Source organism: Clostridium saccharobutylicum DSM 13864 (assembly GCF_000473995.1).
GTDB classification, from domain to species: domain Bacteria; phylum Bacillota; class Clostridia; order Clostridiales; family Clostridiaceae; genus Clostridium; species Clostridium saccharobutylicum.
Genome location: NC_022571.1, coordinates 2,261,479 through 2,286,089, shown reverse-complemented (window position 1 = coordinate 2,286,089; position 24,611 = coordinate 2,261,479). Strand labels below are relative to the sequence as shown.

At 28.0% G+C, this 24,611-nt stretch carries 20 protein-coding genes; all 20 read right to left on the bottom strand.

Features of this window, described 5'->3' with window-relative positions; all coding sequences use genetic code 11:
- Positions 1-114: 114 nt before the first annotated feature.
- The gene (locus tag CLSA_RS09790; protein WP_022746057.1) at positions 115-1,086 is read right to left on the bottom strand and encodes a CPBP family intramembrane glutamic endopeptidase; all 972 of its coding nucleotides are present in this window, start codon (positions 1,084-1,086) and stop codon (positions 115-117) included.
- A 368-nt stretch (positions 1,087-1,454) separates the two neighbouring features.
- Positions 1,455-1,637, bottom strand: coding sequence for a hypothetical protein (locus tag CLSA_RS23890; RefSeq protein WP_236903327.1), 183 nt, complete (start codon positions 1,635-1,637; stop codon positions 1,455-1,457).
- A complete protein-coding gene (locus CLSA_RS09780; protein WP_236903326.1) occupies positions 1,634-2,215 on the bottom strand; it encodes a hypothetical protein in 582 nt (193 codons plus the stop codon). The genes CLSA_RS23890 and CLSA_RS09780 overlap by 4 nt, the downstream gene beginning before the upstream one ends.
- A 127-nt stretch (positions 2,216-2,342) precedes the next feature.
- Positions 2,343-2,735: a hypothetical protein gene (locus CLSA_RS09775; protein ID WP_022746051.1), complete on the bottom strand. Its 393-nt coding sequence runs from the start codon at positions 2,733-2,735 to the stop codon at positions 2,343-2,345.
- 452 nt (positions 2,736-3,187) lie between these two features.
- The gene (locus CLSA_RS09770; protein ID WP_022746048.1) at positions 3,188-4,306 is read right to left on the bottom strand and encodes a DUF4179 domain-containing protein; all 1,119 of its coding nucleotides are present in this window, start codon (positions 4,304-4,306) and stop codon (positions 3,188-3,190) included.
- 1 nt (position 4,307) lies between these two features.
- Positions 4,308-4,868, bottom strand: a complete 561-nt coding sequence (locus CLSA_RS09765; protein ID WP_022746045.1) for a sigma-70 family RNA polymerase sigma factor — start codon at positions 4,866-4,868, stop codon at positions 4,308-4,310.
- Between the two features lie 359 nt (positions 4,869-5,227).
- A complete protein-coding gene (locus tag CLSA_RS09760; protein WP_041716224.1) occupies positions 5,228-6,037 on the bottom strand; it encodes a leucine-rich repeat protein in 810 nt (269 codons plus the stop codon).
- 338 nt (positions 6,038-6,375) lie between these two features.
- The gene (locus CLSA_RS09755) at positions 6,376-7,245 is read right to left on the bottom strand and encodes a sensor histidine kinase (RefSeq protein WP_207713837.1); all 870 of its coding nucleotides are present in this window, start codon (positions 7,243-7,245) and stop codon (positions 6,376-6,378) included.
- Positions 7,246-7,400: 155 nt separating this feature from the next.
- Positions 7,401-8,081, bottom strand: coding sequence for a response regulator transcription factor (locus CLSA_RS09750; RefSeq protein ID WP_022746039.1), 681 nt, complete (start codon positions 8,079-8,081; stop codon positions 7,401-7,403).
- 131 nt (positions 8,082-8,212) lie between these two features.
- Positions 8,213-10,705 (bottom strand): FtsX-like permease family protein, encoded by a 2,493-nt coding sequence (locus CLSA_RS09745; protein ID WP_022746037.1) that lies wholly within the window; start codon positions 10,703-10,705, stop codon positions 8,213-8,215.
- Between the two features lie 2 nt (positions 10,706-10,707).
- Entirely contained in the window at positions 10,708-11,379 is a 672-nt protein-coding gene (locus CLSA_RS09740; protein ID WP_022746035.1) for an ABC transporter ATP-binding protein, read from the bottom strand.
- A 102-nt stretch (positions 11,380-11,481) separates the two neighbouring features.
- Positions 11,482-12,108, bottom strand: a complete 627-nt coding sequence (locus CLSA_RS09735) for a 4Fe-4S binding protein (RefSeq protein ID WP_335618172.1) — start codon at positions 12,106-12,108, stop codon at positions 11,482-11,484.
- Between the two features lie 612 nt (positions 12,109-12,720).
- Positions 12,721-15,213, bottom strand: coding sequence for an ABC transporter permease (locus tag CLSA_RS09730; RefSeq protein ID WP_022746029.1), 2,493 nt, complete (start codon positions 15,211-15,213; stop codon positions 12,721-12,723).
- Positions 15,214-15,215: 2 nt separating this feature from the next.
- The gene (locus CLSA_RS09725; protein ID WP_022746026.1) at positions 15,216-15,887 is read right to left on the bottom strand and encodes an ABC transporter ATP-binding protein; all 672 of its coding nucleotides are present in this window, start codon (positions 15,885-15,887) and stop codon (positions 15,216-15,218) included.
- Positions 15,888-16,394: 507 nt separating this feature from the next.
- Positions 16,395-18,008, bottom strand: coding sequence for a HAMP domain-containing methyl-accepting chemotaxis protein (locus CLSA_RS22015; protein ID WP_022746023.1), 1,614 nt, complete (start codon positions 18,006-18,008; stop codon positions 16,395-16,397).
- A gap of 25 nt (positions 18,009-18,033) precedes the next feature.
- Positions 18,034-18,492 carry a chemotaxis protein CheW gene (locus CLSA_RS09715; protein WP_022746019.1) on the bottom strand — a complete coding sequence of 153 codons (459 nt, stop codon included), beginning with the start codon at positions 18,490-18,492 and terminating at the stop codon, positions 18,034-18,036.
- Between the two features lie 180 nt (positions 18,493-18,672).
- Complete coding sequence (locus CLSA_RS09710; protein ID WP_022746016.1) at positions 18,673-19,719, bottom strand: protein-glutamate methylesterase/protein-glutamine glutaminase; 1,047 nt, start codon at positions 19,717-19,719, stop codon at positions 18,673-18,675.
- A 34-nt stretch (positions 19,720-19,753) separates the two neighbouring features.
- Positions 19,754-21,805 carry a chemotaxis protein CheA gene (locus CLSA_RS09705; RefSeq protein ID WP_022746013.1) on the bottom strand — a complete coding sequence of 684 codons (2,052 nt, stop codon included), beginning with the start codon at positions 21,803-21,805 and terminating at the stop codon, positions 19,754-19,756.
- Positions 21,806-21,824: 19 nt separating this feature from the next.
- On the bottom strand, positions 21,825-22,631 hold the full coding sequence (locus CLSA_RS09700; RefSeq protein WP_022746010.1) for a CheR family methyltransferase: 807 nt from the start codon (positions 22,629-22,631) through the stop codon (positions 21,825-21,827).
- 575 nt (positions 22,632-23,206) lie between these two features.
- Positions 23,207-24,568 (bottom strand): MATE family efflux transporter, encoded by a 1,362-nt coding sequence (locus CLSA_RS09695; protein ID WP_022746007.1) that lies wholly within the window; start codon positions 24,566-24,568, stop codon positions 23,207-23,209.
- Between the last annotated feature and the right edge of the window lie 43 nt (positions 24,569-24,611).

Sequence of the window (24,611 nt, the reverse complement as noted above, 5' to 3'; positions counted from 1 at the left end):
CATGCATTTTACTTACATTTACTTATTATCCTTTATTTATTATACCATTCTCTGTATCAGTAGCAAAAACAAATTTTTTCTTACCCTAATTCAGTTCCTAGTGCCACTTCTAAATTAAAATTTACCAATATCACTTGCTACCATAAGCAAATCAAAAGCAACCACCAAAATTATTGTAATAGATGTAAAAAATCTTAATATCATTCTCTTTTCCATTTTATTATTTTTTAGCCACTCTTTAATATGATTTTTATAATAAATAAAAGCCATCGCTAGTGCGATTGTAGAAACAGTAAGAATAATTATATTAAAAATATTTCCCGTACTTTCACTCGCATGAGAACTAATATCAGAAATTATTTGAACACACGTATTATTTAACATGTGCAACAGAATGGTTAGCTTTATTGAATATTCTGTTGCTAAGTAGCCTAATATAATACCAACTACTGCACCCATAAATATTTGATAAAAATTACCATGCATTAGTCCAAATAGTATTCCTGAAACTAATATAGCAAACCATCCTCCATATTTCTCAAGACTTCTAAGAACTGCTCCCCTATAAATACATTCTTCAATAATCGGTGCTACTATACAGGCATAAATAATCATTGATGTTACTGGTTGATTCATGTCATCCAAACTATCTAAAGCAGACTTTGCGCTAAAACCAATTGTATTTAATCCAAATTCTAACCCATCCGTAAATAATCCTAATAAATTATTTGCTGATAATAAAATAATAAAGCCTATAATTACAGTCTTTAATGTGAATTTTCTATTTACTATCTTAAGATCATATTGAAAAAATTTCTCTCCCCTATAAATTAAAATTGGAATAAATGCAATTAAAACTCCAATAATACTAATTGTTCCAATAAAACTAGGCTGATTAAATATATTATCAATTTGTCCATCACTTATATCCCGATTCTTTACTATTTGAATTATTGCAACCCCTATACCTAATACAATCATAACTCCATTTAAAAGTAATTCTTGCAAAATCAGAGTAATTCCAAGCTTATTAAAATCCTTCCTCATTAACTTTTTAAAATCTTTAGCTTCATTATTATCGCTCATTTAATTCACTCCTATTTTCCTTGTTTAGTTTTCCTTTACTTCTCTAGTTCCATATTATACAAACATTGTGCAAACATACAATCTAACTTATTTAAAATAATATTTAGGAATTACATTAAATGCTACAAATATAATCATCAATATGCCAAACGAAATTGAAAGTATTTTTAGGTATTTATCTTTTGATATTAGTCCATTAAATAATTGCTGACACCCAATACATGTAAACATTATTGGAAACGCAACTTTATCAGTAATAAAACCCACCAAAAAACCTATGGGAAATATAAGCCCTATAGCTAAAAATAATGCTTGTACCAATTTTATTTTTTTATTATTAATCTAAATCACCGCCTGTAATTAATCATTTAATCTAATTTGTTATATGCTTCTTCATATAGATTTTCTAAATAGTAATGATCTTCTAACTTTCTTGTTAAGTTATTCCATGAATATATTCTTCTTTGTAGTTCTATACCAAACTCTCTTTTCATTTTAATTTTTAATTCATCTAGATGAGGCTCCTTTTCAAATTCCTCAAAACTCTTCATTTTTTTGTCTTATGATCTGTAAGCATAGAAATAACATATCTCCCATGTTCCTGTAATTGTTCTTCTAATTCAAATTTTATGATATTAATAAGACCACATGTTACAAACTGCTCTTCATAAATTCCCTTACTGCTATATGACCTTAATTGCTTATAAAATTCAGCTTTTAACTCTGTAAGATACTGGACCTTATTAACATCTTTAGATAGACCATAGTTTTTCATTAGCCTATAACCTCGTGCAATTCCCCCTATGCTTCTTATAGATGTGTTAGTTAACTCAATTGCATGTGAAATGTAATATTTATTATTAATTTCACTTATAAATTCATCAAATACTTTAATAAAATGTTCTATTAGTAATCCTTCAATCAATGATTTTTGTTTCATTGATTCATTTCTGAATTCTTCTCTAGTTATAAGAAAGTTACACAATGATTCTAATTCGCTATCGCATATATTATCATCATTCATCTTTAAAATCAGTTCATTAACTTTTCTTGTTAAGATTGGTTTTAACTCCTCAATATTTTCACTATTTAATCTATTCAATAAATCTTTTATTTCTTTATAAGACATAATTTTCTCCTTAAATTCATTATAATTAGCTTTCAACATTTCTAATGTGAAACATATTTCTTATTGTTTCTCAATAATCTACTGTTCGTTACTGTTAATTATTTGTTAATTGACTTAAAGAATATAACTATGATGGGGTAATTTCGTTACAATTAACATAAAGAACTTTTTTCTCTTCTTGAATTTGTATTATAATTTTATTCATTATGCCACTATCTATAGTTATGTCATTTATAATTTCTTTATCTAATATATGTACTTTTTTTGGAGTTATATTTTTATGTTTTGAAATTTGTATTCCTAAATCAAGTATATAAATATTTAACTTTCCAAACCCCAAAACATAGCAATGTTCTAACAAATTACCTCCAGTTCCATCAGATAAGATTACACCTACTAATAAGTTTATTAAGGTAATTGGTATAAACTGTGTCTTGCTTAATTCTCCAAATGCATTAACTTCAAACAATAATATATCATTATCCTTTAAATACTTTTTACAAACTTGTTCTTTAATCATCTTGGTACTCCTTAATGGAATATTTTTCATACCAATTATAACATATTTTTGATGTATAAATTATAATCTACAATTAATACTTTTGAGCTTCCATACCACTTTCTACTACCTCATTGCAATATTCGATTCTTCCATCGTCAAATTCAACAATTACACATCTCGCCCTTATAATACAATCTATATCTTCTGGAGCATTATCATCTAAATTAACTTATACTAATATTTTTATATTCACAGGATTTATCATCAAAATTTTTCTTAAAACAAAATAAGAAAGAGAACCTCCTTCATCTGAACTTGGTTCTCCTCTATCACTTAGACATATTAGATGATGTAAACCTAATAATTTAATATAAAATCGGCAGCTTTAGCCGCACCACCGTAGCTTTTTATTTTAAGTATATTTATACAATACACTATTACGTTAAAGTTAATAGGTATAAAAATATATATTATTTACTTTTTAGTTCAATAACAATATCATCCAATGTAATCTCGTCATTTTTAGGATGATTTTTATCTATAATAGGACTTGTATCAACTACCTTTCCATCTGCATTCCCTGATTCCTTATGAACATTATTTGATAAATGTACCTTAGGAGTTATTATCAATTTAGTGGCATTTGGATTTAGCTCCCCAAAATTTGATATGGATTTGCCAGCATATCTACCTTCACTACCTTCATTTGTTGAAATACTTGTTGCTTTATAAACATTTCCCAAGTCATCCCTTACTTCTTCTATTGGAATATCAACAACAAAATATTTTTCCTGTAATTCTTTAGAAACTTCTTGAGAATAGTTTAAAGTAAATGTTACTGGAGTTCTTGAGATGTTTTCCATATTTAATCTAACGCCATCTTTTTCAGTTGTCTTATTTATCAATTGTTTAACATTATCTAATGCTTTTAGATTGATTTTAAACTTCCAGTTTCCCTTTATTTCTTTAGAATTCTCCGAACTCATATCTCCTATATCTGTAAAGTTTAGTTCAAAACTTATAGCTTTTCTTTCTTCATTAAGAATAACAGTCTCTTGACCTACATAAGTATTCTGTGCAACTTTTTTCACTCCAGAATTTCCACCACTTCCACCATTATAATCTGTTATAGTAATTCTTGGTCCATTCATGTTGAAGAATGGATTATCACCTAAATCCCTATCACTTATTATTTCATAAGTATAAGTCAAAGTTATTCCATCAAATATTGCTTCTTTTATAGTAACTTTAATCCCATTACTTTCTTGTGTAGTTCCTACCACTTCTGCATATTCCTTATATTTATCATATGCACCTGTTCTGCCATTATCTATAAACCTAAATATATCTCCAACTATAGGAATTTCTGCTGCATATGATGGATACACAACTCCAAGAGCTGCTGCGCTGCCAATTAATGAACAACATAAAACTGCTGCTATCCCCCTCTTTTTCCACACTCTATTTTTATTTATAGATTCCCTTAAATATTTTTTCACCTTTGCTTTTTCAATATCCGATACATTCATCACTTCTATTTCATCATCCTCTATATCTACATCATTTAATATTTCATAAATGTCTTTCATCTTACACTACCTCCAAATTTAATCTACTTATTTTTTCACTAAGCTTCTTCTTTCCTCTATAAATTCTGTTGTCTATTGCTGCTCTGGTAAGCCCAAATTTTCTCGCAATATCATCAGACTTTACTCCTAGAAAAAACTTCATAATAAATATGTCCCTATCCATAGGCTGTAGAGTGTTGATTAAATTTATAAGTTCACTTCTTTCTTCTGCCTTAATAATTTCTTCTTCAACTAATCCATTTGTACTTATTTCTCTATCTTCTATACTTAAATCTAAATTCTTAACTTCTTTTCTGTAATAATCAATAGCCTTAAATCTTGCTATTTTAAATATCCATTTCTTAAAATCAACCTCTTCACCAGTAAATTTATCTGAATTATTCCATATTGAAAGAAAAACATCATTTATGCATTCCTCAATGATCCCATTCTTATCACTAGTCGATAACACTTTATATACAGTGCATTTAACTAATCCTAAATATTTATCCACTATAAATTCTAGTGCATCTTCTTTTCCTTTTTTCAGTCTGCTAATATAATTTTTTTCGGTACACCTCATTAAAATTTCTCCAATCAATTAGTTTCGTAAAAGCTCTTACACATTATATAACGTAAATAAAAATATTTCCTCTCATATAATTTTTATTTTCTATCTATATTTTTACAAAAAATAAGATAGACTTTGACAAAGCCTACCTATATTTTAAAGTGATTCAATTTTCTATTTGTGCAACACGTACAAACTCCAATTGTCACACCTTTTAAGAACATTATGTATTTACTATTTTCATTTAATCTAAATGTCCCTCTCTACAAACGGATCTCCTAAAATTTCCTTTTAAATAGAATATTTCGATATTTTATCAAAGGAAGTGCTTGTATTCTATTTACTAAATTTTTGACGCTTACCTTTAATTATTATATTATTTGTGATTTTATTATTATTTTATTACTATCTATCTTTGAATTTGAATTAAGAATAAGTTGTTTTGTTTTCTCATTTCCAACATAAAAAATAGCATTATTGCAGTCCGAAAATGCATAATCTCCTATACTTGTTACACTATCTGGTATTGTTATGCTTGTTAATTTATTACATTCCCGAAATGCAGAATCTCCTATACTTGTTACACTAGTAGGTATTGTTATACTTTTTAAATTAACGCACTTAACAAATGCATATTCTCCTATATTTGTTACACTATCTGGTATTGTTATACTTTCTAATTTATAACAATCGCTAAATGTCCAATCCTCTATATTTGTTACACTATCTGGTATTGTTATACTTTTTATGTTAGTACAAATCTTAAAAGCCTTACCTCCTATACCTTTTATCTCAACACCACCAATTTCTCTTGGTATAACTACTGAAATACCTGGTTCGCCTGGCCTCACCCGAGCATCTTGTCTACTAAATTTTATTATTGTACCAGTTAATTTATCAACTGCAAATCCGTCAGCACATATATATTCTGTCCTTGCTCCATTACTGTCAAAATACAAGTTATCAACAATTTTATCCTCGACCATGTATCCTGTTTTGTCAAAATAGTACTGCTTTCCGTTAATCTCTCTCAAACCTGTAGCCCACGAATCACCTTCTGTATACCACCACCCCTTACTATCTTTTTTCCATTCTGCACTTGCTCCTATTGGATTTAATGCAAATACTGAAGCTAGTATTAATGAACTTGCCATTACTTTTGTTAATTTCAATTTTATCATCATTCATTCCCCTTATTCTCGTTTTTACCCAATAGCACTGTAACATAACTTTCAGAATATATTATTCAAATTTTATAAGAACTCTTTTATTAATTATCATGTCAAAATTTACTATAGAGAATCAATTATACCATATTTTTCATATATTTACTAACAAACTGACATCAATACTTTTAACTTTGTTACTTTTCAATTTTTCATGTTACGTATATTAATAAGTTCCCTATAAATAGATTTAATTTACTTATACAAGATAACTTTTTTACTGGCTTAAAATAGTTACCTATAATAACTACCCTTTCTCTATTCATATACTAAATAAGAATTCATGTGCCTTACTACATTTTTGTAACTAATGGTAACAGCACAGAAACGCTACTTCCTTTATTTCTCTCAGATTTTACTTTAATAAATCCATTTTGCTTTGAAATTATTTTTCTTGATAAATAAAGACCTATTCCAGCCCCTTCATCTGTACTCACATTATTTCCTCTATAAAATCGTTTGAAAATATTATTTATTTCTTCTTTTTCAATCCCAATACCATTATCTTTTATTTCTATCATTGCAAACATTTCAAAACAATTAGTTTTAATTATGATCTTTCCATTAGAATTAGTATATTTGACTGCATTATCAATAATATTAACAATTGCCTCACATGTCCATTTTTTATCAATAAAAATGCTTATATCTTCTTTAGAAATAAATTCAATTTCAATATTTTTATTCTTTGCTTTTTCATAGACTTGTTTTATTGATGCTAAACAAATATCATCTAGACTGTTCTGATTAAGTTTAAGTGTAATAATATCACTTTCCAAACGTGATATCTTAATCATACTTTCCATTAAAAACTCGAATTTTTCAAGTTGATTATTTATTATTGAAACAAATTCTTTTCGTTCTTCAACAGATATATTCTTGTCTTTTATAAGTTCACAGTATAATTTTAAATTAGAAAATGGATTTTTCAACTGATGAACCATATCTGTGACTAAAGACTGAATTTTATTTTTTTCTTCCTGTAATGCTTTGTTTTGCGATTTTAAAATGCTTGTTAATTTAACAGTTTGATTTTGAAGTTTTGATAATAAATCATCATTTAAAGCTGAAAATATCTCTTCTTCATTTCCATCCATAATTCCATTTATTAGATCTGTGAGTTTTTCTAAAATAGAACACATATATCTATTTATATAAAACATAAATCCGTTCAAAATTAAAATTACTATTATGGAAAAAATAATACTTAATTTAATAATATTATATTGTTTAATCACGAATATACAATATAATATAAATCCTAAGCAAGCCGTATATAATAAAATCGAAAAATAAATCACTTGCTTTTGTAAATTATTCACTTTTCATCACTCCACATATATCCTATACCAAAGACAGTAATTATATATTTAGGATTTTTAACATCATCTTCAATTTTTTTACGCAGACGTTTAACTGTTACACTTAAAGAATTTGCATCCACAAATTGTCCATTGATATCCCATAACTTTGCTAAAATAGTCTCTCGTTTTAAAACTTTACCTCTATTTTTACATAGTAATTCTAAAAGCTTGTACTCTTTTGGTGTTAAATTAATAGCTTCATCATCTTTGAATACTTCTATTTTGTCAAAATTTATTTTAATAGCTCCGCATATATAAATATTTTTTTCTTTCACATAACTTCTTTTTAATACTGCACCAATTCTTTGTCTTAACACCTCAATAGAAAATGGTTTAGAAATATAATCATCACAACCTGCTTTAAATCCATTTATTATGTCCTGTTCAGTATCATTAGCTGTTAAAAATATAATTGGTTTATCTGAATTTTTTCGTATATCATAGCATAAATCTAATCCACTTTTATCTGGTAAATTAATATCTAATATTATTAAGTCAATTGTATTTTCTAATAAAGCTATACTACCTTCTCTACTATTAAAAACTGATATTATATTATATCCACTTTGCTTGATTGAAAATGCAAGACCTCTATTTAATGCTATATCATCTTCAACAATTAATATTGTTGCCATTTAATCACCAACATTTCCATAAATAATATTGAAAAAATAACAAGAAAATATGTAGCATTTATATTGTATAACACAAAATAAATGTTATATATTTAACTTGTTACTCTACTCACGATCTTAATTATACCATATTATTCTAATTTTCTAAGTCTTTCTACAATACTTTTTCTGCTTGTTGCTTTATATGAAATACTAGGCACCATAACTCCTAATATGAGTAATATTGGTACTGTAATTAATATCGGTAAAATTGTAAAATTATATTTGCAAAACCATGAATCACTTATGATATGATGTACAATTGTTATAGATACAATAGAACTGATAGCAAGACTTACTAAAATCGTGGCTACTGCATAAAATATTCCTTCAAACTTAAGCATATTCTTTAATTGTTTAGTAGTCATTCCAATACTTTGTAATATTGCAAATTCTATTTGCCTTGAAATGATGCTGGTAAGAATTGCATTTATGAAATTAAGTATACCTATAAATCCAATTATGATTGAAAGAATTCCTCCTACAAGCAAAATCATATTTTGAACACCTTTAAATTCATTTATATAAACTTTTTTTGATTCATAATTCATGTTACATTCTATATTATTTATATAGTTTTTTATAAATTTTTCAGTTTCATCTAAATTATTTTTGTTCACATTAAACATATAAATCATTGGTAATGGTTTTTTTACTATATTACAGAATTCATTTGAAGGCAAAATCATTCGAGTTGCATATCCTTCTTCCGTATCAAAGGCAGCATATCTAACCGTCATATTATCTTTCATTTCTACCTTTGCCATAATTTCGTATTCCTTATTAGTGGAATTCTCCAAGTTTAAAGTAACCTTTTGTCCAACATCAAATGGTGCACTTTTCATTTCATAATTCCCAAAATCATCTGTATAAACATTCTCTAGTATATACTTTCCACTTTTCAATTTTTCCAAATCTATGTTTCCTTCTACTACTTTTAATTGTGACATTGGAAAATCATCTAAACCATATACCTGTGCAGTTCTCTGATAATAATTAAAAAGAACTTTATCATCCCCCAAATTAAAATATACTTTGCCTCCATCTTTAATATAATCAAGGTTATTAATAGCATTTATTAGATCTTCAGATACTATATCACTTTCATTTTTAAATACCTTTTGATCATTAAAATAATTTGAATTACCTACTATAAAATCTGAAATTATAAATCTAGATAAGTATTTGTCCATATCAAAGCTTTTTATAAATGTATATACCGAATTAAGTAAAACAAGGCTTAAGGACATAGAAATAATAACAATAATTGTTTTTTTCTTATTTCTTAAAATATTGCAAAATGCCATATTATAAACATTAATACCTTGACTTGATTTTTTAATTTTCTTTTTACTTTTAACTTTAACTTCATTATATCTTGCAGCTTCTACTGGTGAAACTGATGCAGCAATTTCCCCTGGTATTTTGCAGCTTATGTAAACTGTAATTAATGAAAATATAGATGCACCAATAAAAATAATTGAATAAAAAGAAATATAATACTTTTTAATGCTCATTGCACTCATAATTATAGGTAAAAGTATATTTCCAATTAAGAAGCCCAATATCAATCCAATTGGTATCCCAATAAAAGAAAATAAGAAAGCTTGATTTATAATAATTTTTCTAATTTGCTTTGGAGTTGTACCTATTGTTTTTAAAAGACCATACAATCTGATATCCTTAACAACAGATATTTGAAAAATATTGTATATAATAAGATATCCTGTTAAAATAATCAGCAAGATAGCTTCAATCATAGGTACAGTTAGATCTTTATTAAAATTAGTAGACATATATGCCAAGTTTATATGTGCTTCTATATTATTTTCTGCACCTTGATTAATACTATATACGCAATCATTTAGAATTGTATCCAAATGTTCTTGAATGCTAAAATTACTTTCAAACATAACATCTAGATCTATAACTCCAGTATCTTGTGACGTAAATTTTGAATTCTTAAGGTCTATGTTAGCAAGTTCTTTATCAACAAAAGATTTAGATACCAATATCATGCTCAAATTAGATGCTTCCTCACTTTCATAGAATCCAGAAAGTACAAATTCCTTTGAACGTTTTTCACCTTGGATATTATATTCAATTTTTAATTTTTGCCCTATTTCATGTAAAACTCCTAAAAGGTCAAGAACTTTAGTACTTGTGACTATTTCATTTTCTTCTTGTGGCATTTTACCAGTAGTAGGATAGCAAAATGTCATTTGTGCCATTTTATCTGTTTCATAACGAATTTCTGCATTATGTTTCAAAAGCTTCGAATTTTCTTCATTTCCTACCATAATAGAGTATCCAAACTCTTTAATAAGTGGATGCACTTTTATTCTGTCCAGATCATCTTCATTAAGATATTTAAATATTGCATGAGCAGAACTACCACTTTGACGCATATTTTCATGCTCTAAAGAATTAATTATGCCAGTGCCTATGGTAAAAATCGATATAAAAAGCAGTGTTGTAAGTGCAATTGCAATAAAAGCAAAGATATTACGCAATTTATTTGCTTTTAGTGTTTTAATTGTAAGTTTGCGAATGATAGCACTATTATTATTTTTTAAAAACCCCATTCCTATTCCCTTCTCACAATTTGTCCATCTTCAATATGAATAATTCTATCGGTCATTTGTGCAATTTCTTCATTGTGAGTAATCATAACTATTGTTTGATGAAATTCTTTACTAGTTACTTTTAAAAGTCCCATTACTTCCAAACTTGTTTTACTATCTAAGTTTCCAGTAGGTTCATCCGCTAAAACAATAGCTGGTTTAGTTGCGAGTGCCCTTGCTATAGCCACCCTTTGCTGTTGTCCTCCAGAAAGGTTGCTTGGCAAGTTATTTAACTTCTCTGATAAACCTAAAGTCTTTATAATATTATTTACAAATTTCTCATCTACTTTATTCCCATCTAGTTCAATGGGCAATATAATATTTTCATAGACATTTAAAACAGGCACTAAATTATAATTTTGAAATATAAATCCAATATTTCTTCTTCTAAAAATTGTTAATTCATCATCATTCATTGAAAATATATCTTTATTCCTAACAAAGACTTTACCATCAGTTGCCCTATCAAGACCACCAAGCATATGAAGCAATGTGCTCTTCCAACTTCCTGAAGTACCAACAATTCCAATAAATTCACCTTCATTAATCTCAATATTAATATTATCAAGGGCTTTTACAAGATTTATCTCAGTACCATAATGTTTTTTTAGTCCTTTTGCTTGTAATATACTCATAAATTTATTCCTCCATAAAAATAAGACTGTAAAATAAATTACAATCTTATAATATCATTTACTTCTTTCATTCTAGTGACAGAAAATATAAATACTGTATAATTAGATATACAATGCCTTTTGAGGACATTCCACTATGCAATTGGTACATAAAATACATTCTGTTCCGTTTATTCTCTTCCTATCATTATTAATCATATCCACGTTCATAGGACAAATTCTTTTGCATTTACCACAATTAATACATTTTTCCTTGTCACACTTTACTCTTAACATTGAAAAATAACTTGCTGGTTTTAAAAAAACCGTTATTGGGCAAATGTATTTACAGAATGCTCGATTATCCTTAAATAAAAATGCCAAGATAATTCCTACGGTATAATACAAAAGATTACCAATAACAAAACTCCAAAACATAACCTTTTCTAAATTTGGTATCCTCAAAAAAAACACTGTTCCCACAAAAGTTAATGAAAGTATAAATAAAACATACTTTATAAACCCAAGTTTTTTACGTGAATATTGCGGTATTTTGTACGGAAGTAAATCAAGTATCATTGCGGTCCAGCAAGCATATCCACACCAACCTCGCCCAAATATAAAGGGACCACATATTTTTGCTACAATATAATGTATAACTGCTGATTGAAATACTCCTAGAAATAAATAATACCAAAATCCTTCAATCATCATATTTTCATGACAGATCACCCCTAAATATACTAACATATATAGTCCAACACCAAGTTGCACTACAAGTCGAGCATATCTAAACCTTTTGATATTGAGAAATAAGCCCATGGTAATACAAATTCCAATATATGAAAAATTAAAAAGATAAAACAAATTGTCTAATTCCAACCATAATGTTATTGCAATTATTTCAAATACAAGAAACATTATGATTGGAAATTTGTATTTTATAATCATTTTATTCCCCATTGTACAAATAATTTTTGTGTGAAAATATCCTTCTATTGTTCATTAGATTATAGTTTTTTATAATGCTTATTATAACATAATTTACAAAATATCACACATGTTATACATACATTGACTCCCTATTCTTTAGATATTTACTTTTATATAATAAACATCCACTTTTAATACTAATTTAAAACATAGCCTATGAATAACATCTTTTAGAACTTATATATTTAACTTACTATCTTTAATTATCTATATTAATCACATTTTAAAGATAACAAGTCCATGTACCAAGGCTATTTTCAACCATACTCCCTATATCAGCAGATTGCCTTAATAGACTTACTATGATACTAATCTGCTTACTGAAAAATAATTACTACATTTTGGACATGTTGTTTTCTTTTATCTTCGTTATTCTAATTTTCTAAGTCTTTCTACAATACTTTTTCTGCTCGTTGCTTTATATGAAATGCTAGGCACGAGAACTCCTAATATGAGTAATATTGGTACTATAATTAATAGTGGTAAAATTGTAAATTCATATTTACAGAACCATATCTCTCTTGAAATTGGGGCTACAATTGTTATAGATACAATCGAACCAATAATAACACTTACTAAAATCGTAGATACTGCATAAAATACGCCTTCAAACTTAAGCATATTTTTTAATTGCTTAGTAGTCATTCCAATACTTTGTAATATTGCAAATTCCATTTGTCTTGAAATAATACTAGTAAGAATTGCATTTATAAAATTAAGTATACCTATAACTCCAATTATGATTGAAAGTGTTGCGCCTACAATCAAAAACATATTTTGAACACTTTTAAATCCATTTATGTAAACTTGCTTTGATTCATAATTCATATTATATTCTATATTATTTGTATAGTTTTCTATAAATCTTTCTGCTTCATCTAGATTATTTTTGTGCACATTGAACATATAAATCATTGTTAATGGTTTTTCTACTATATTACAGAATTCACTTGAAGGCAAAATCATTCGAACTGGATATCCTTCTCCAGCCTCATAGGAATAGTATCTAGCTGTCATATTATTTTTCATTTCTATCTTTGCCATAACTTCATATTCCTTATCACCATAATTTCCTAAGCTCAAAGTAATCCTTTGTCCAACATCAAATGGTGCACTTTTTGTTTCATAATTTCCATAATCATTTGTTTGAACATTCTCAAGTATATACTTTCCACTTTTCAATTTTTCCAAATCTATATTTCCTTCTACTACTTTTAATTGTGACATAGGAAAATCATCTAAACCATATACTTGTGCAGTTCTCTTAACATCATTAAAAGAAACCTTATCCTTCCCTAAATTAAAGTATACTCTGCCTCCACTTTTAATATAATCAAGGTTATTAATAGTATTTATTGTTTCTTCAGATACTATATCACTTTCACTTTTAAATAACTTTTGATTATTAAAATAATTTGCACTACCTACTATAAAATCCGAAACTATATATTTTGATAAGTATTTATCCATATCAAAGCCTTTTATAAATGTATATACTGAATTAAGTAAAATAAGGCTTAAGGACATAGAAATAATAACAATAATTGTTTTTTTCTTATTTCTTAAGACATTGCAAAATGCCATATTATAAACACTAATACCTTGACTAAATTTTTTAATTTTCTTTTTGCTTTTAATTTTAACTTCATTATATTTTGTAGCTTCTACTGGTGAAACTGATGCAGCAATTTTCCCTGGTCTTTTGCAGCTTATATAAACTGTAATTAATGAAAATAGTGATGCTCCAATAAAAATAATTGGATTAAAAGGAATATAAGCTTTTTTAATGGTCGTTGTACTCATAATTATAGGTAAGAGTATATTTCCAATTAAGAATCCCAATATTAAGCCAATTGGTATTCCAATAAATGAAAGTAAAAAAGCTTGATTTGTAATAAGTTTTTTAATTTGCTTTGGCGTTGTACCTATCGTTTTTAAAAGACCATATGATCGAATATCCTTAATAACAGATATTTGAAAAATATTATATATAATGAGATATCCAGTTAAAATGATTAGTAGTATAGCTCCTAATATAGGTATAATTATTTCACTATTAAAATTACTAGACATATATGCCCAATTTACACCTGTTGCTATATAATTTTCTGCACCTTTATTATTGCTATATCCACACTCATTTAGAATCGTATCTAAATCTTCTTGAATACTAAGACTATTTTTTAACATAACATCCAGATTTATAAATCCAGTATCTTGTGACGTAAATTTTGTATTCTTAAAATCTATATTAACAAGTTCTTTGTCAATAAAAGATTTAGATACCAATATCATGCTAAAATTAGATGCATCATCACTTTCATAGAATCCAGAAAGTACAAATTCCTGTGAACGTTTTTCACCTTGGATATTATATTCAATTTTTAATTTTTGCCCTATTTCGTGAGAAACTCCTAAAAGATCAAGAACTTTAGTACTTGTGACTATTTCATTTTCCTTTTGTGGCATTTTACCAGCAGTAGGATAACAAAAACTCATTTGTGCCATTTTATCTGTTTCATAACGAATTTCTGTATGATGTTTCAAAAGCTCTGAATTTTCTCCCTTGCTTACCATAATAGAGTATCCAAACTCTTTAATAAGTGGATGCACTTTTATCTTGTCCAGCTCATTCTCATTAAGGTATTTAAAGGTTGCATGAGCAGAACCACCACTTTGACGCATAGTTTCTTGCTCAAACGATTTAGTTATTCCAATGCCTATAGTAAAAATTGATGTAAAAAGTAATGTGGTAAGTGCAATTGCAATAATAGCAAATATATTACGTAATTTATTTGCTTTTAGTGTTTTAATTGTAAGTTTACGAATAATAGCACTATTATTATTTTTTAAAAAACTCATTCCTATTCCCTCCTCACAATTTGTCCATCTTCAATATGAATAATTCTATCTGTCATTTGTGCAATTTCTTCATTGTGAGTAATCATAACTATTGTTTGATGAAATTCTTTACTAGTTACTTTTAAAAGTCCCATTACTTCTAAGCTTGTTTTACTATCTAAGTTTCCAGTAGGTTCATCCGCTAAGACAATAGCTGGTTTAGTTGCGAGCGCTCTTGCTATAGCCACCCTTTGCTGTTGTCCTCCTGAAAGGTTACTTGGCAAGTTATTTAACTTTTCTGATAATCCTAAAGTTTTTATAACATTATTTACAAATTTCTCATCTACTTTATTCCCATCTAGTTCAATCGGCAATATAATATTTTCATAGACATTTAAAACAGGCACTAAATTATAATTTTGAAATATAAATCCAATATTTCTTCTTCGAAAAATTGTTAATTCATCATCATTCATTGAAAATATATCTTTATTCCTAACAAAAACTTTACCATCAGTTGCCCTATCAAGACCACCAAGCATATGAAGCAATGTGCTCTTCCCACTTCCTGAAGTACCAACAATTCCAATAAATTCACCTTCATTAATCTCAATATTAATATTATCAAGGGCTTTTACAAGATTTATCTCAGTACCATAATGTTTTTTTAGTCCTTTTGCTTGTAATATACTCATAAATTTATTCCTCCATAAAAATAAGACTGTAAAATAAATTACAATCTTATAATATCATTTACTTCTTTCATTCTAGTGACAAAAATCATAAATATTGGTATATATAGTTACATGTCATTTGATATTATTATTAAAACTCGTATTAATTTACATTAATACAACACGTACAAACTCCAATTGTCACACCATTTGAGTTAACTTGATTATGATATTGAGATCTAAAAATAGCACATATTTAAGATATAACTTTATTTTTAGCATAATATCTATCTTAAATATGTGCATCTCAATATTGCAATCTTAGAAAATTGTGAATTTCTAAGCTATATTTTTTTCAAAACAAACTTCTTCAGGATTATGAGTATAAAACAATAATTATTATCTCATTGTATATTGTTTGAAATTCCAGTCAACAATGTTAATGTAGTATAGTAATTCAAGCATAACTATAAAAATAAAGATAGCGTTTTTAAAGTCCCCCACGCTATCTTTATTTTTATTTCTTATTTAAAAATCATCATCTTCATTTAAAGGTATTATATCTTCTGGATTTGTCATAGTTTTAGTATATCTTACTTTCTTGTTCTCTAAAGAAGATTTTGTATTATAGTACGAAGTCGCTTTACTTTTCTTCTTTCCCATATAATTTTTAATATTCATATTAAATCCTTCTTCATCAATCTCAACAACCCCCTTAACCATTAAAGAAAGGCTTTCTACTATCCTTTGTAATGTACGTGCTTGAGATTTCATTTCTTCTGCAGCAGAAGCACTTTCTTCTGCTCCAGCAGCATTTTGCTGTGTTACAGATTCCATCTGACTTATAGCTCTATTCACCTGTTCTATTCCTTGAGCTTGTTCCTGACTTGCAGCGCTAATTTCTGAAATAAGGTTATTTAACTTATCAACCTTAGAAGAAATATCATCTAATGCAGTATTTACCTTTCCAGCAGCATCACTTCCACGGCCAGAAAGTTGTATATTTTTTTCAATAATTACTGCTGTATCTTTAGCAGCCTCTGCACTTCTTTGAGCTAAATTTCGTACTTCTTCTGCAACTACAGCAAAGCCTTTTCCTGCATCTCCAGCTCTTGCTGCTTCAACTGCTGCGTTTAGTGCTAATATATTTGTTTGAAATGCTATTTCATCAATAACTTTAATTATCTTTCCTATTTCTGAACTAGACTGCTGGATTTCCTCCATAGAAACCATCATATCCTTCATTTCCAAGCTAGCTAAATTTGAAGATTCATTAGCCTCATTTGCAAGTGTTGAAGCTTGTCTTGTATTTTCTGTGCTCTGAATTACCATAGAAGATGATTCATCCATTGTTGCAGAAACCTCTTCAATAGAAGCTGCTTGTTCAGAACTTGCTTCTGCTAATTGCTGACTTGACGCTGCCAATTGACTTGACGCTCCAGCAATAGACCTCGCAACTTCTCCTAATTTGTTAGAATTCTTTGTTAGGGGCTTAGTAATAGATAAAAGTATTAAAGTATTTACTGCTATAGATGCTATTGTACCAATACATAAAAATATTATAGTTCCTATTTTTGTAGCGCTATATGTGGAACTTAGGTTGTCAGTATTTTCCTTTGAGAGTTTTTGATTAAGTGCTACTAAATCATCAAGAATATTACCGGCATCGTTAAAACTTGGAACGCCTTGAGTTTCCATTAATTTTATTGCATCTTCAGTTTTCATATCTCTGCTAAGTGATGTTACTTTAGAGCTTACCTCCATATAGCTATCCCATTTTTGTTTAACAGAATCTATTAATTTCTTGTCTTCATCGCTAGAAATTAACTCTTTACTATATGTTTGTATTAGCTGTTGTATCTGTGAATTTTTATCCACCATGTTTTTTTCTAAGTTTGCCATTACACCTTTATCTTCTGAAATTACATGCTGATACTGCAATAATAAATAATCACTAGCTGCTGTATTTATAGCATTGGCTGTCTCAACACTAGGCATACTATTTGTAGCTATATAAATTCCATCATCATATACTTTCCCAGTTGCGAGTATTGCAACAACACCCATTGTAACAAACATTATAAACGACATTATAATACTTAAAATGATTTTGTTCTTTACTTTCCAATTATTAAAATTCATCTTTCCTGCCTCCAATTTCTAGTTTCTAGATTGTATCTTTTTCATATGTTGACATAATATTTATAGGTTCAAGCAACATAATAACTTTATCTTTTATCTTTCCTATTCCTGTAAGATACTCCTTATTTACTTCTCCAAAACATGCTAAAGGTGATTCTATAGTTTCCTTATTTATATCTAAAACTTCAGAAACTGTATCAACTACCATTCCAGTTAGCCGAGTTTGATTTAATACTTCTGTTTCAATAACAATAATGCAAGTTCTAGCATCATACTCTCTACTTGGAATTCCAAATTTAATTCTTAAATCCATTACAGGAATAATCTTACCCCTTAAATTTATAATTCCTTTTATATATTCCGGCATTTTAGGTACAGAAGTAATATCCAGCATACCAATTATCTCCTTAACATTTAAAACTGGTATTCCATAAAACTCTTCTCCAATATTAAATGTAAGAAATTTATTTAATTCTACTGCCATTTAGTGACCTCCACTCTCATTTAATTATTTAAGACACATTCAAAAAATATCAAGTCCATTTTCCGGATTATTTTCCATCATGTTATGGCAACAAATTAGCCTAATAGGCCCACTATTAGACCAATTTATCTTTTTACCTTGCGAAAAATATCCACAGCAAATTGGACTTGTTATTTATTCTCATGTACCTAAATATTCAATTATGTCATCTACAATATAATTTAGCGAAACTATTTTGTTAGCTGCTCCCATTTCGATTGCCTCCTTAGGCATTCCAAAAACCACACAACTTTTTTCATCTTGGGCAATTGTATATGCGCCCTCATTTTTCATATTCAAAAGACCAGCTGCACCATCTTTTCCCATACCAGTAAGTATAACTCCTATCGCATTCCTGCCTGCATACTTTGCAACTGAATTAAAAAGAATATCCACTGAAGGACGTTGATGATAAACCATAGGTCCATTATGAAGCTGTACATAATATACTGCTCCGCTTCTTCTGAGTTCCATGTGCATATTACCAGGCGCTATCAAAGCTTTACCTGGAGAAAGTATTTCCTTATCTTCTGCTTCCTTTACTTCTATTGCACATATTTGATTCAACCTTTGTGCAAAAGATTTAGTAAAATGCTGTGGCATATGTTGCACTATTATTATCGGAGGTGCAGAAGGAGGCATTTTTTGTAGTATTTCTCTCAACGCTTCTGTGCCTCCTGTTGATGCACCAATAGCAATAATTTTATTTGTAGTTTTAATAAGAGACAATTTCTTTTTCTGACTATAAGAATCAACCTCTTTTTTATTTTCTTTAATTCCTACTTTCCAATTTGGAATTTTTGAAACTGCTAGTATCTTTTCTATGAGTTGTTCAATCATATCATTTACTGAATATGAAACTGATGGTTTTGCCACTACTTCTAATGCGCCATATTCCAATGATTTCAAAGCTGTTTCACTGCCATTTTCCGCTACAGAACTAACTATGATAACTCTTATTGGATAATACTTCATTAACTTGCGTAAAAAAGTAAGTCCATCCATTCGAGGCATTTCTATATCTAATAGAACAATATCAGGTTTTAATTTTACGATTTTATCCCTTGCAATATACGGATCTGGTGCTGTATCAATAACCTGAATTTCTTTTGTTTTTGACAGCTCACTACTTAATATTTTCCTTACCATAGCGGAGTCATCCACTACAAGTACCTTTATCTTCTCCATATTAATTTCCATCCTTTAAAACATGTTTTAATTGCTACATTTTAAATATTTCCTCAACATCTAATATAAGAGATACTCTTCCATCGCCGAGTATAGCTGCCCCTGATGCATAAGAAATTGAAGAAAATTCACTTTCTAAAGGTTTCGATACAATTTCCTGCCTCGCAACAATTCCATCAACTGGAAATGCCAATAATCTTTGATCCATTTCCAATATAACAACTTCTCTTAAATTAAGTAATTTGTCGTTTTCTGAAATATTAAACATATTAGAAACATTTACAATCGGAATAATATTATTTCTTATGCGTAAAGCTTGGGTTTTATTTTGCATACTAATTAAATTACTCTTATCCACTATAAAAAATTCTTTAATAAATAAAGTAGGTATAATATATCTTCCTCCTGCTACTTCAATTATTGTTCCATTCATTACAGCAAGATTCATAGGAATTTTAATGGTAAAAGCACAGCCTTGCCCTAAAACATTTACCACTTCAATTTTGCCACCCAAATTTGAAATAACTTCTTCTACAACATTCATTCCTACACCTCTGCCAGAGATATTATTAACTACTTCTTGTGTAGAGAAACCAGGCTTAAAAATAAATTTTACAATTTCTTCTTCACTATATACTTTATTTTCTTCAGCCATATTTAAATTTAAAGCTTTTTTAAGAATTTTTTGTGTATCAATACCTTTTCCATCATCAGATATCTCTACATAAACACTGTCTCTTTTACTATAAGCTTTTATATGTATTGTGCCTTCTGCCTTTTTGCCTGCTTTTATTCTTTCTTCTTCCTCTTCTATACCATGGGAAACAGCATTTCTAACCAGATGCATTAATGGATCAAATATTTTTTCTGCTGCACTTCTGTCAATTTCTGTTTCTTCACCTTCAATTATTATGAATATTTTCTTATTAAGTTCAGCGGCTGTATCCCTTGCAACTCTATGAAGTCTATGTAATGTTGGTTTAATTTCTATCATTCTAAGAGACATAGATGAGGCTTGTATTTCCTTAATTAGCTTTGATGACCTTGACAAATTATTCATCATTGCAGAATTCCTTCCAAAAGCTTCACTTATCTGCTGCTCAAATTGAGAATTTAAAATAAGAAGTTCTCCAAGCATGTCCATCAAGCCATCCACTTTCAATACTGGTATCCTGATAAAATTATCTGCCATCTTTTCATTTCCTGAACTTTGTTTTAGATTTTGTGACTTTGATGAACCTATATTTTTATCCTTAACAATTTTATTTTCTTTTTTGCTATCTTCTATCTTTTGTCTAATTGACTCAATATCTATTTCCTGTTTTTTTACATTAGTGATTTCCGATGTATTAAATAATTCACTAACTAGTAGATCTACATCTTTATCTATAACAATTAGAAATCTAACACAATTATTCTGAATTATGAATTCTTTATTACTTCCTAATTCCTCTTCAGTTGGGCATTCAGGTATCGATGAAATTATTGAACCATACGCACTAGCTGTCTCAAAAACAAGCCAAGTTCTTAAAGATTTCATTACACATCTTTCATTTATAGTTACATCAATCCAATATGGCATAAAACCTCTATTAAAATTTTCTAATATCTTATTGCATAATTCTGTATCACATTTAACTTCTTTTAATATTCTTAATTCTTCATCATGTTTTTTATTGCTTTCAGATGATTCATTTATATCTGGTGCATTTCCTGTTAAAATTTTTAACAATTCTTGAATTATTTCTGTAATAACAATATTCTTATCACATTTATCTTGGTTAATAAATGTAATACAATCCTCCATAAAATCATGGAAAGAATATAAACTATTTATAATTTCACCTGTCAAAATTCTTTTGCCGCTACGTACCTCTTGAAGAATATCTTCCATTTTATGTGTTACTTTTTCTATATTATAAAATTCCATAGCTGCTGAATTACCCTTTATTGTATGAGCTACTCGAAAAACTGTATTTATAACATTGTCATTAGTATTTCCATTTTCCATTTCCATTAAGGCTTCATTTAAATTTATTAAATTGTATTTTAAATCTTCAATATACCCCACAAGTATTTCATTCATATTTTTGTTTCACTTCCAATCACTTCATATATATCGCAGGTCCAATATATTGATATTTATGAGATTTACTAACTAAACTTTCAGAATGGCCAATAAATAACAGTCCCCCCTGCACAATATTGTTATAGAATTTATTTATTAACCTTTCCTGAATAGGATTACTAAAATAAATCATTACATTTCTGCAGAAAATAATATCAAATCCTTTTTTAAAATTATAATCTTGCATTAAATTAAAATGCCTATATTGAATCATTGATCTAATTTCTCCTTTTATAGAAAAACCATTGCTGACTTTATCAAAATATTTATAAAGAAGTTCTTGAGGTATATCTTTACATTCAGAGTGAGAATATATACCCTTTACTGCTTTTGATAATATCTCACTATCTATATCTGTTGCTAGAATTTTAATGTTTATACGGTTATCTAAACATTCCTTCAAAAGTATTGCTAGTGATACAGCTTCCTGTCCTGAAGATGAAGCTGCACTCCATATTCTAATTTCATTTTTTCTTGCAATTCTAGGGTTGTTTTTCATTATAAATTGTATATTATTTTCTATAAAATCAAAGTGCTGCTTCTCTCGAAAGAATTCAGTTGTATTTGTAGTCATATCATTTATAAATTGTTGAAAATGTTCTTTACAATCATATTTTTGCAGATATTGCAAGTATTCATCATGATTGTATATATTTAATTTTCTCATTGACTTTTCAATTTTCAATTTGAATGTTTCTTTTTTGTTTTCTCTGACAAATATACCAGTCCTTTTATATAGCAGATCACAATATTTCTTAAAATATATATCTGTAAATTCATCCATTATACAATATCAACCTCCAAATTATAATTGCTATCGCCTTCGACTTTTTTTTTACGTTATTTATATATTCGACCATGTTTTTTCAACCTTTATAGAATAATACCAATATATTCATAAAAAATAAATATAAATAATAATATTCAATAACTAATTTAGTCGAATATCCACTTATGATTACTATAATGCTGGACAACAACAGTTGTAATAGTCTTGACGGATATAGTAAGGATTTACTTTGACTAATATCCAGCAAATATAGTAATAAACATTGCCAAAAATAAGCTGACTAATCCCCCGCATAGAAAATGTTTTTAGATTTCCACAATCAATAAGACCTTAATACACATTCAAAAAAATAGCCTGCTGATTTTATTTAGAATCAGCAGACTATTCTTTTAGGCACTTTTTAAGTTATATATAATTATTATTTTTAAAATATTTACTCCTAATTCAATAATTTAATCATATCTCTTTTTCAGAAACATTCTTATATTTTTCTCTTACTACAAAACAGTCTTGTAATTTAAGTACTTTATTAAAACTAAGTAGTTATATAGACACAATATTTATTAATGCTAGTTTGCTACTACTTTATTCTTTTTTATTTTATTATTAAAAATAATATATAGTATTACTCCAGTTAAAAAGGTAATTATTTCTGTAATGGTCATAGACCATATAACACCATGTAATCCAAAGAAATTATTCAACACTATTATGACGGGAATAAAAAGAATTCCTTGTGTAATTGCCATAATTGTTGATGGTAGTCCTTGACCTGATGCTTGAAAAATCCCTGTAAATAATGTTGTAAATCCATTGAAAAATGCGGAAATAAGCATAGCAGCCATAATATAAACGCCAACACTTAATACTGCTGAATCATTAGAAAACAGATGAATAATTACATTTCTAAAAATATAAACTAAAGTAACAACTCCACCTGATAATCCCAAAATCCATAAAGCTGATTGTTTTATACTGTCTTCTAATCTCTTAAAGTTTTCATTAGAAAAATTATATGCAATTAAAGGAATAATTCCTAGTGCAAGCCCCATTGCAAGAAATTCTGGTACTTGTACAATTCTCAACGCAATGCCAAAACTAGCTACTACACCTTCTCCATATCTAATTGAATAATTATTCAAAAGAAGAGTTGTAATAATTAGAAAACCAGCTAGGAACAATTCAGAGACCCCAATTTTATATATCTCTATTTTATCTTTAAGAGAAATATTAAAATTCTTAATAAATCCTTTTAAATTCTCACTTTTTGTTTCCAAGTAGTAAACATAGTAAATAGATGAAGCTATATTAGCTAAAATCATTGATAATGCTACCCCTACAACATTAAATTTAAATACTAGTATAAATAATGTATCAAAGATAAGACTAAAAATTGTACTTACAACCATTCCGAACATTGATTCTTTTGATGCCCCTTCTGCTCTCACAACTTGCTCCAATGCAAAGTTCATTACAATTGCAAAACCACCAATAAACATAGTTAAAGAATAACTTTTTGTATAATTAATAATAGCAGAAGTATCTGCCCCCATAATGTTAACAATAGGATTAAGTGCTATCATAGCAATTATTCCAAGCAAAATTCCTATGATAATACTACTATAAAAAGTATATCCAGCTATCTTCTTAGCTTTCTCTATATTTTGTTTTGCAACAAGACGAGTTATAAATGTTCCGCCTCCAGCTCCTAACATATTTCCAAAAGCCATTAATATAGTAAAGATTGGTAGTCCTAAAGTAATAGCAGTTAACATATCTGTATTGTTTAATAGTCCAATAAAAAAAGCATTAATAACGTTATATATTGTACCTACTGACATACCAATCATCATAGGAATAGATAAATGTGCAATTGCCTTAGTAATCGGTGCACTTTCTAAATAATATTTGTTTGACAATTTTTGTTTCATAATTTCATCCTCCATAATAAGTATTATTAGAAATCATATTCTT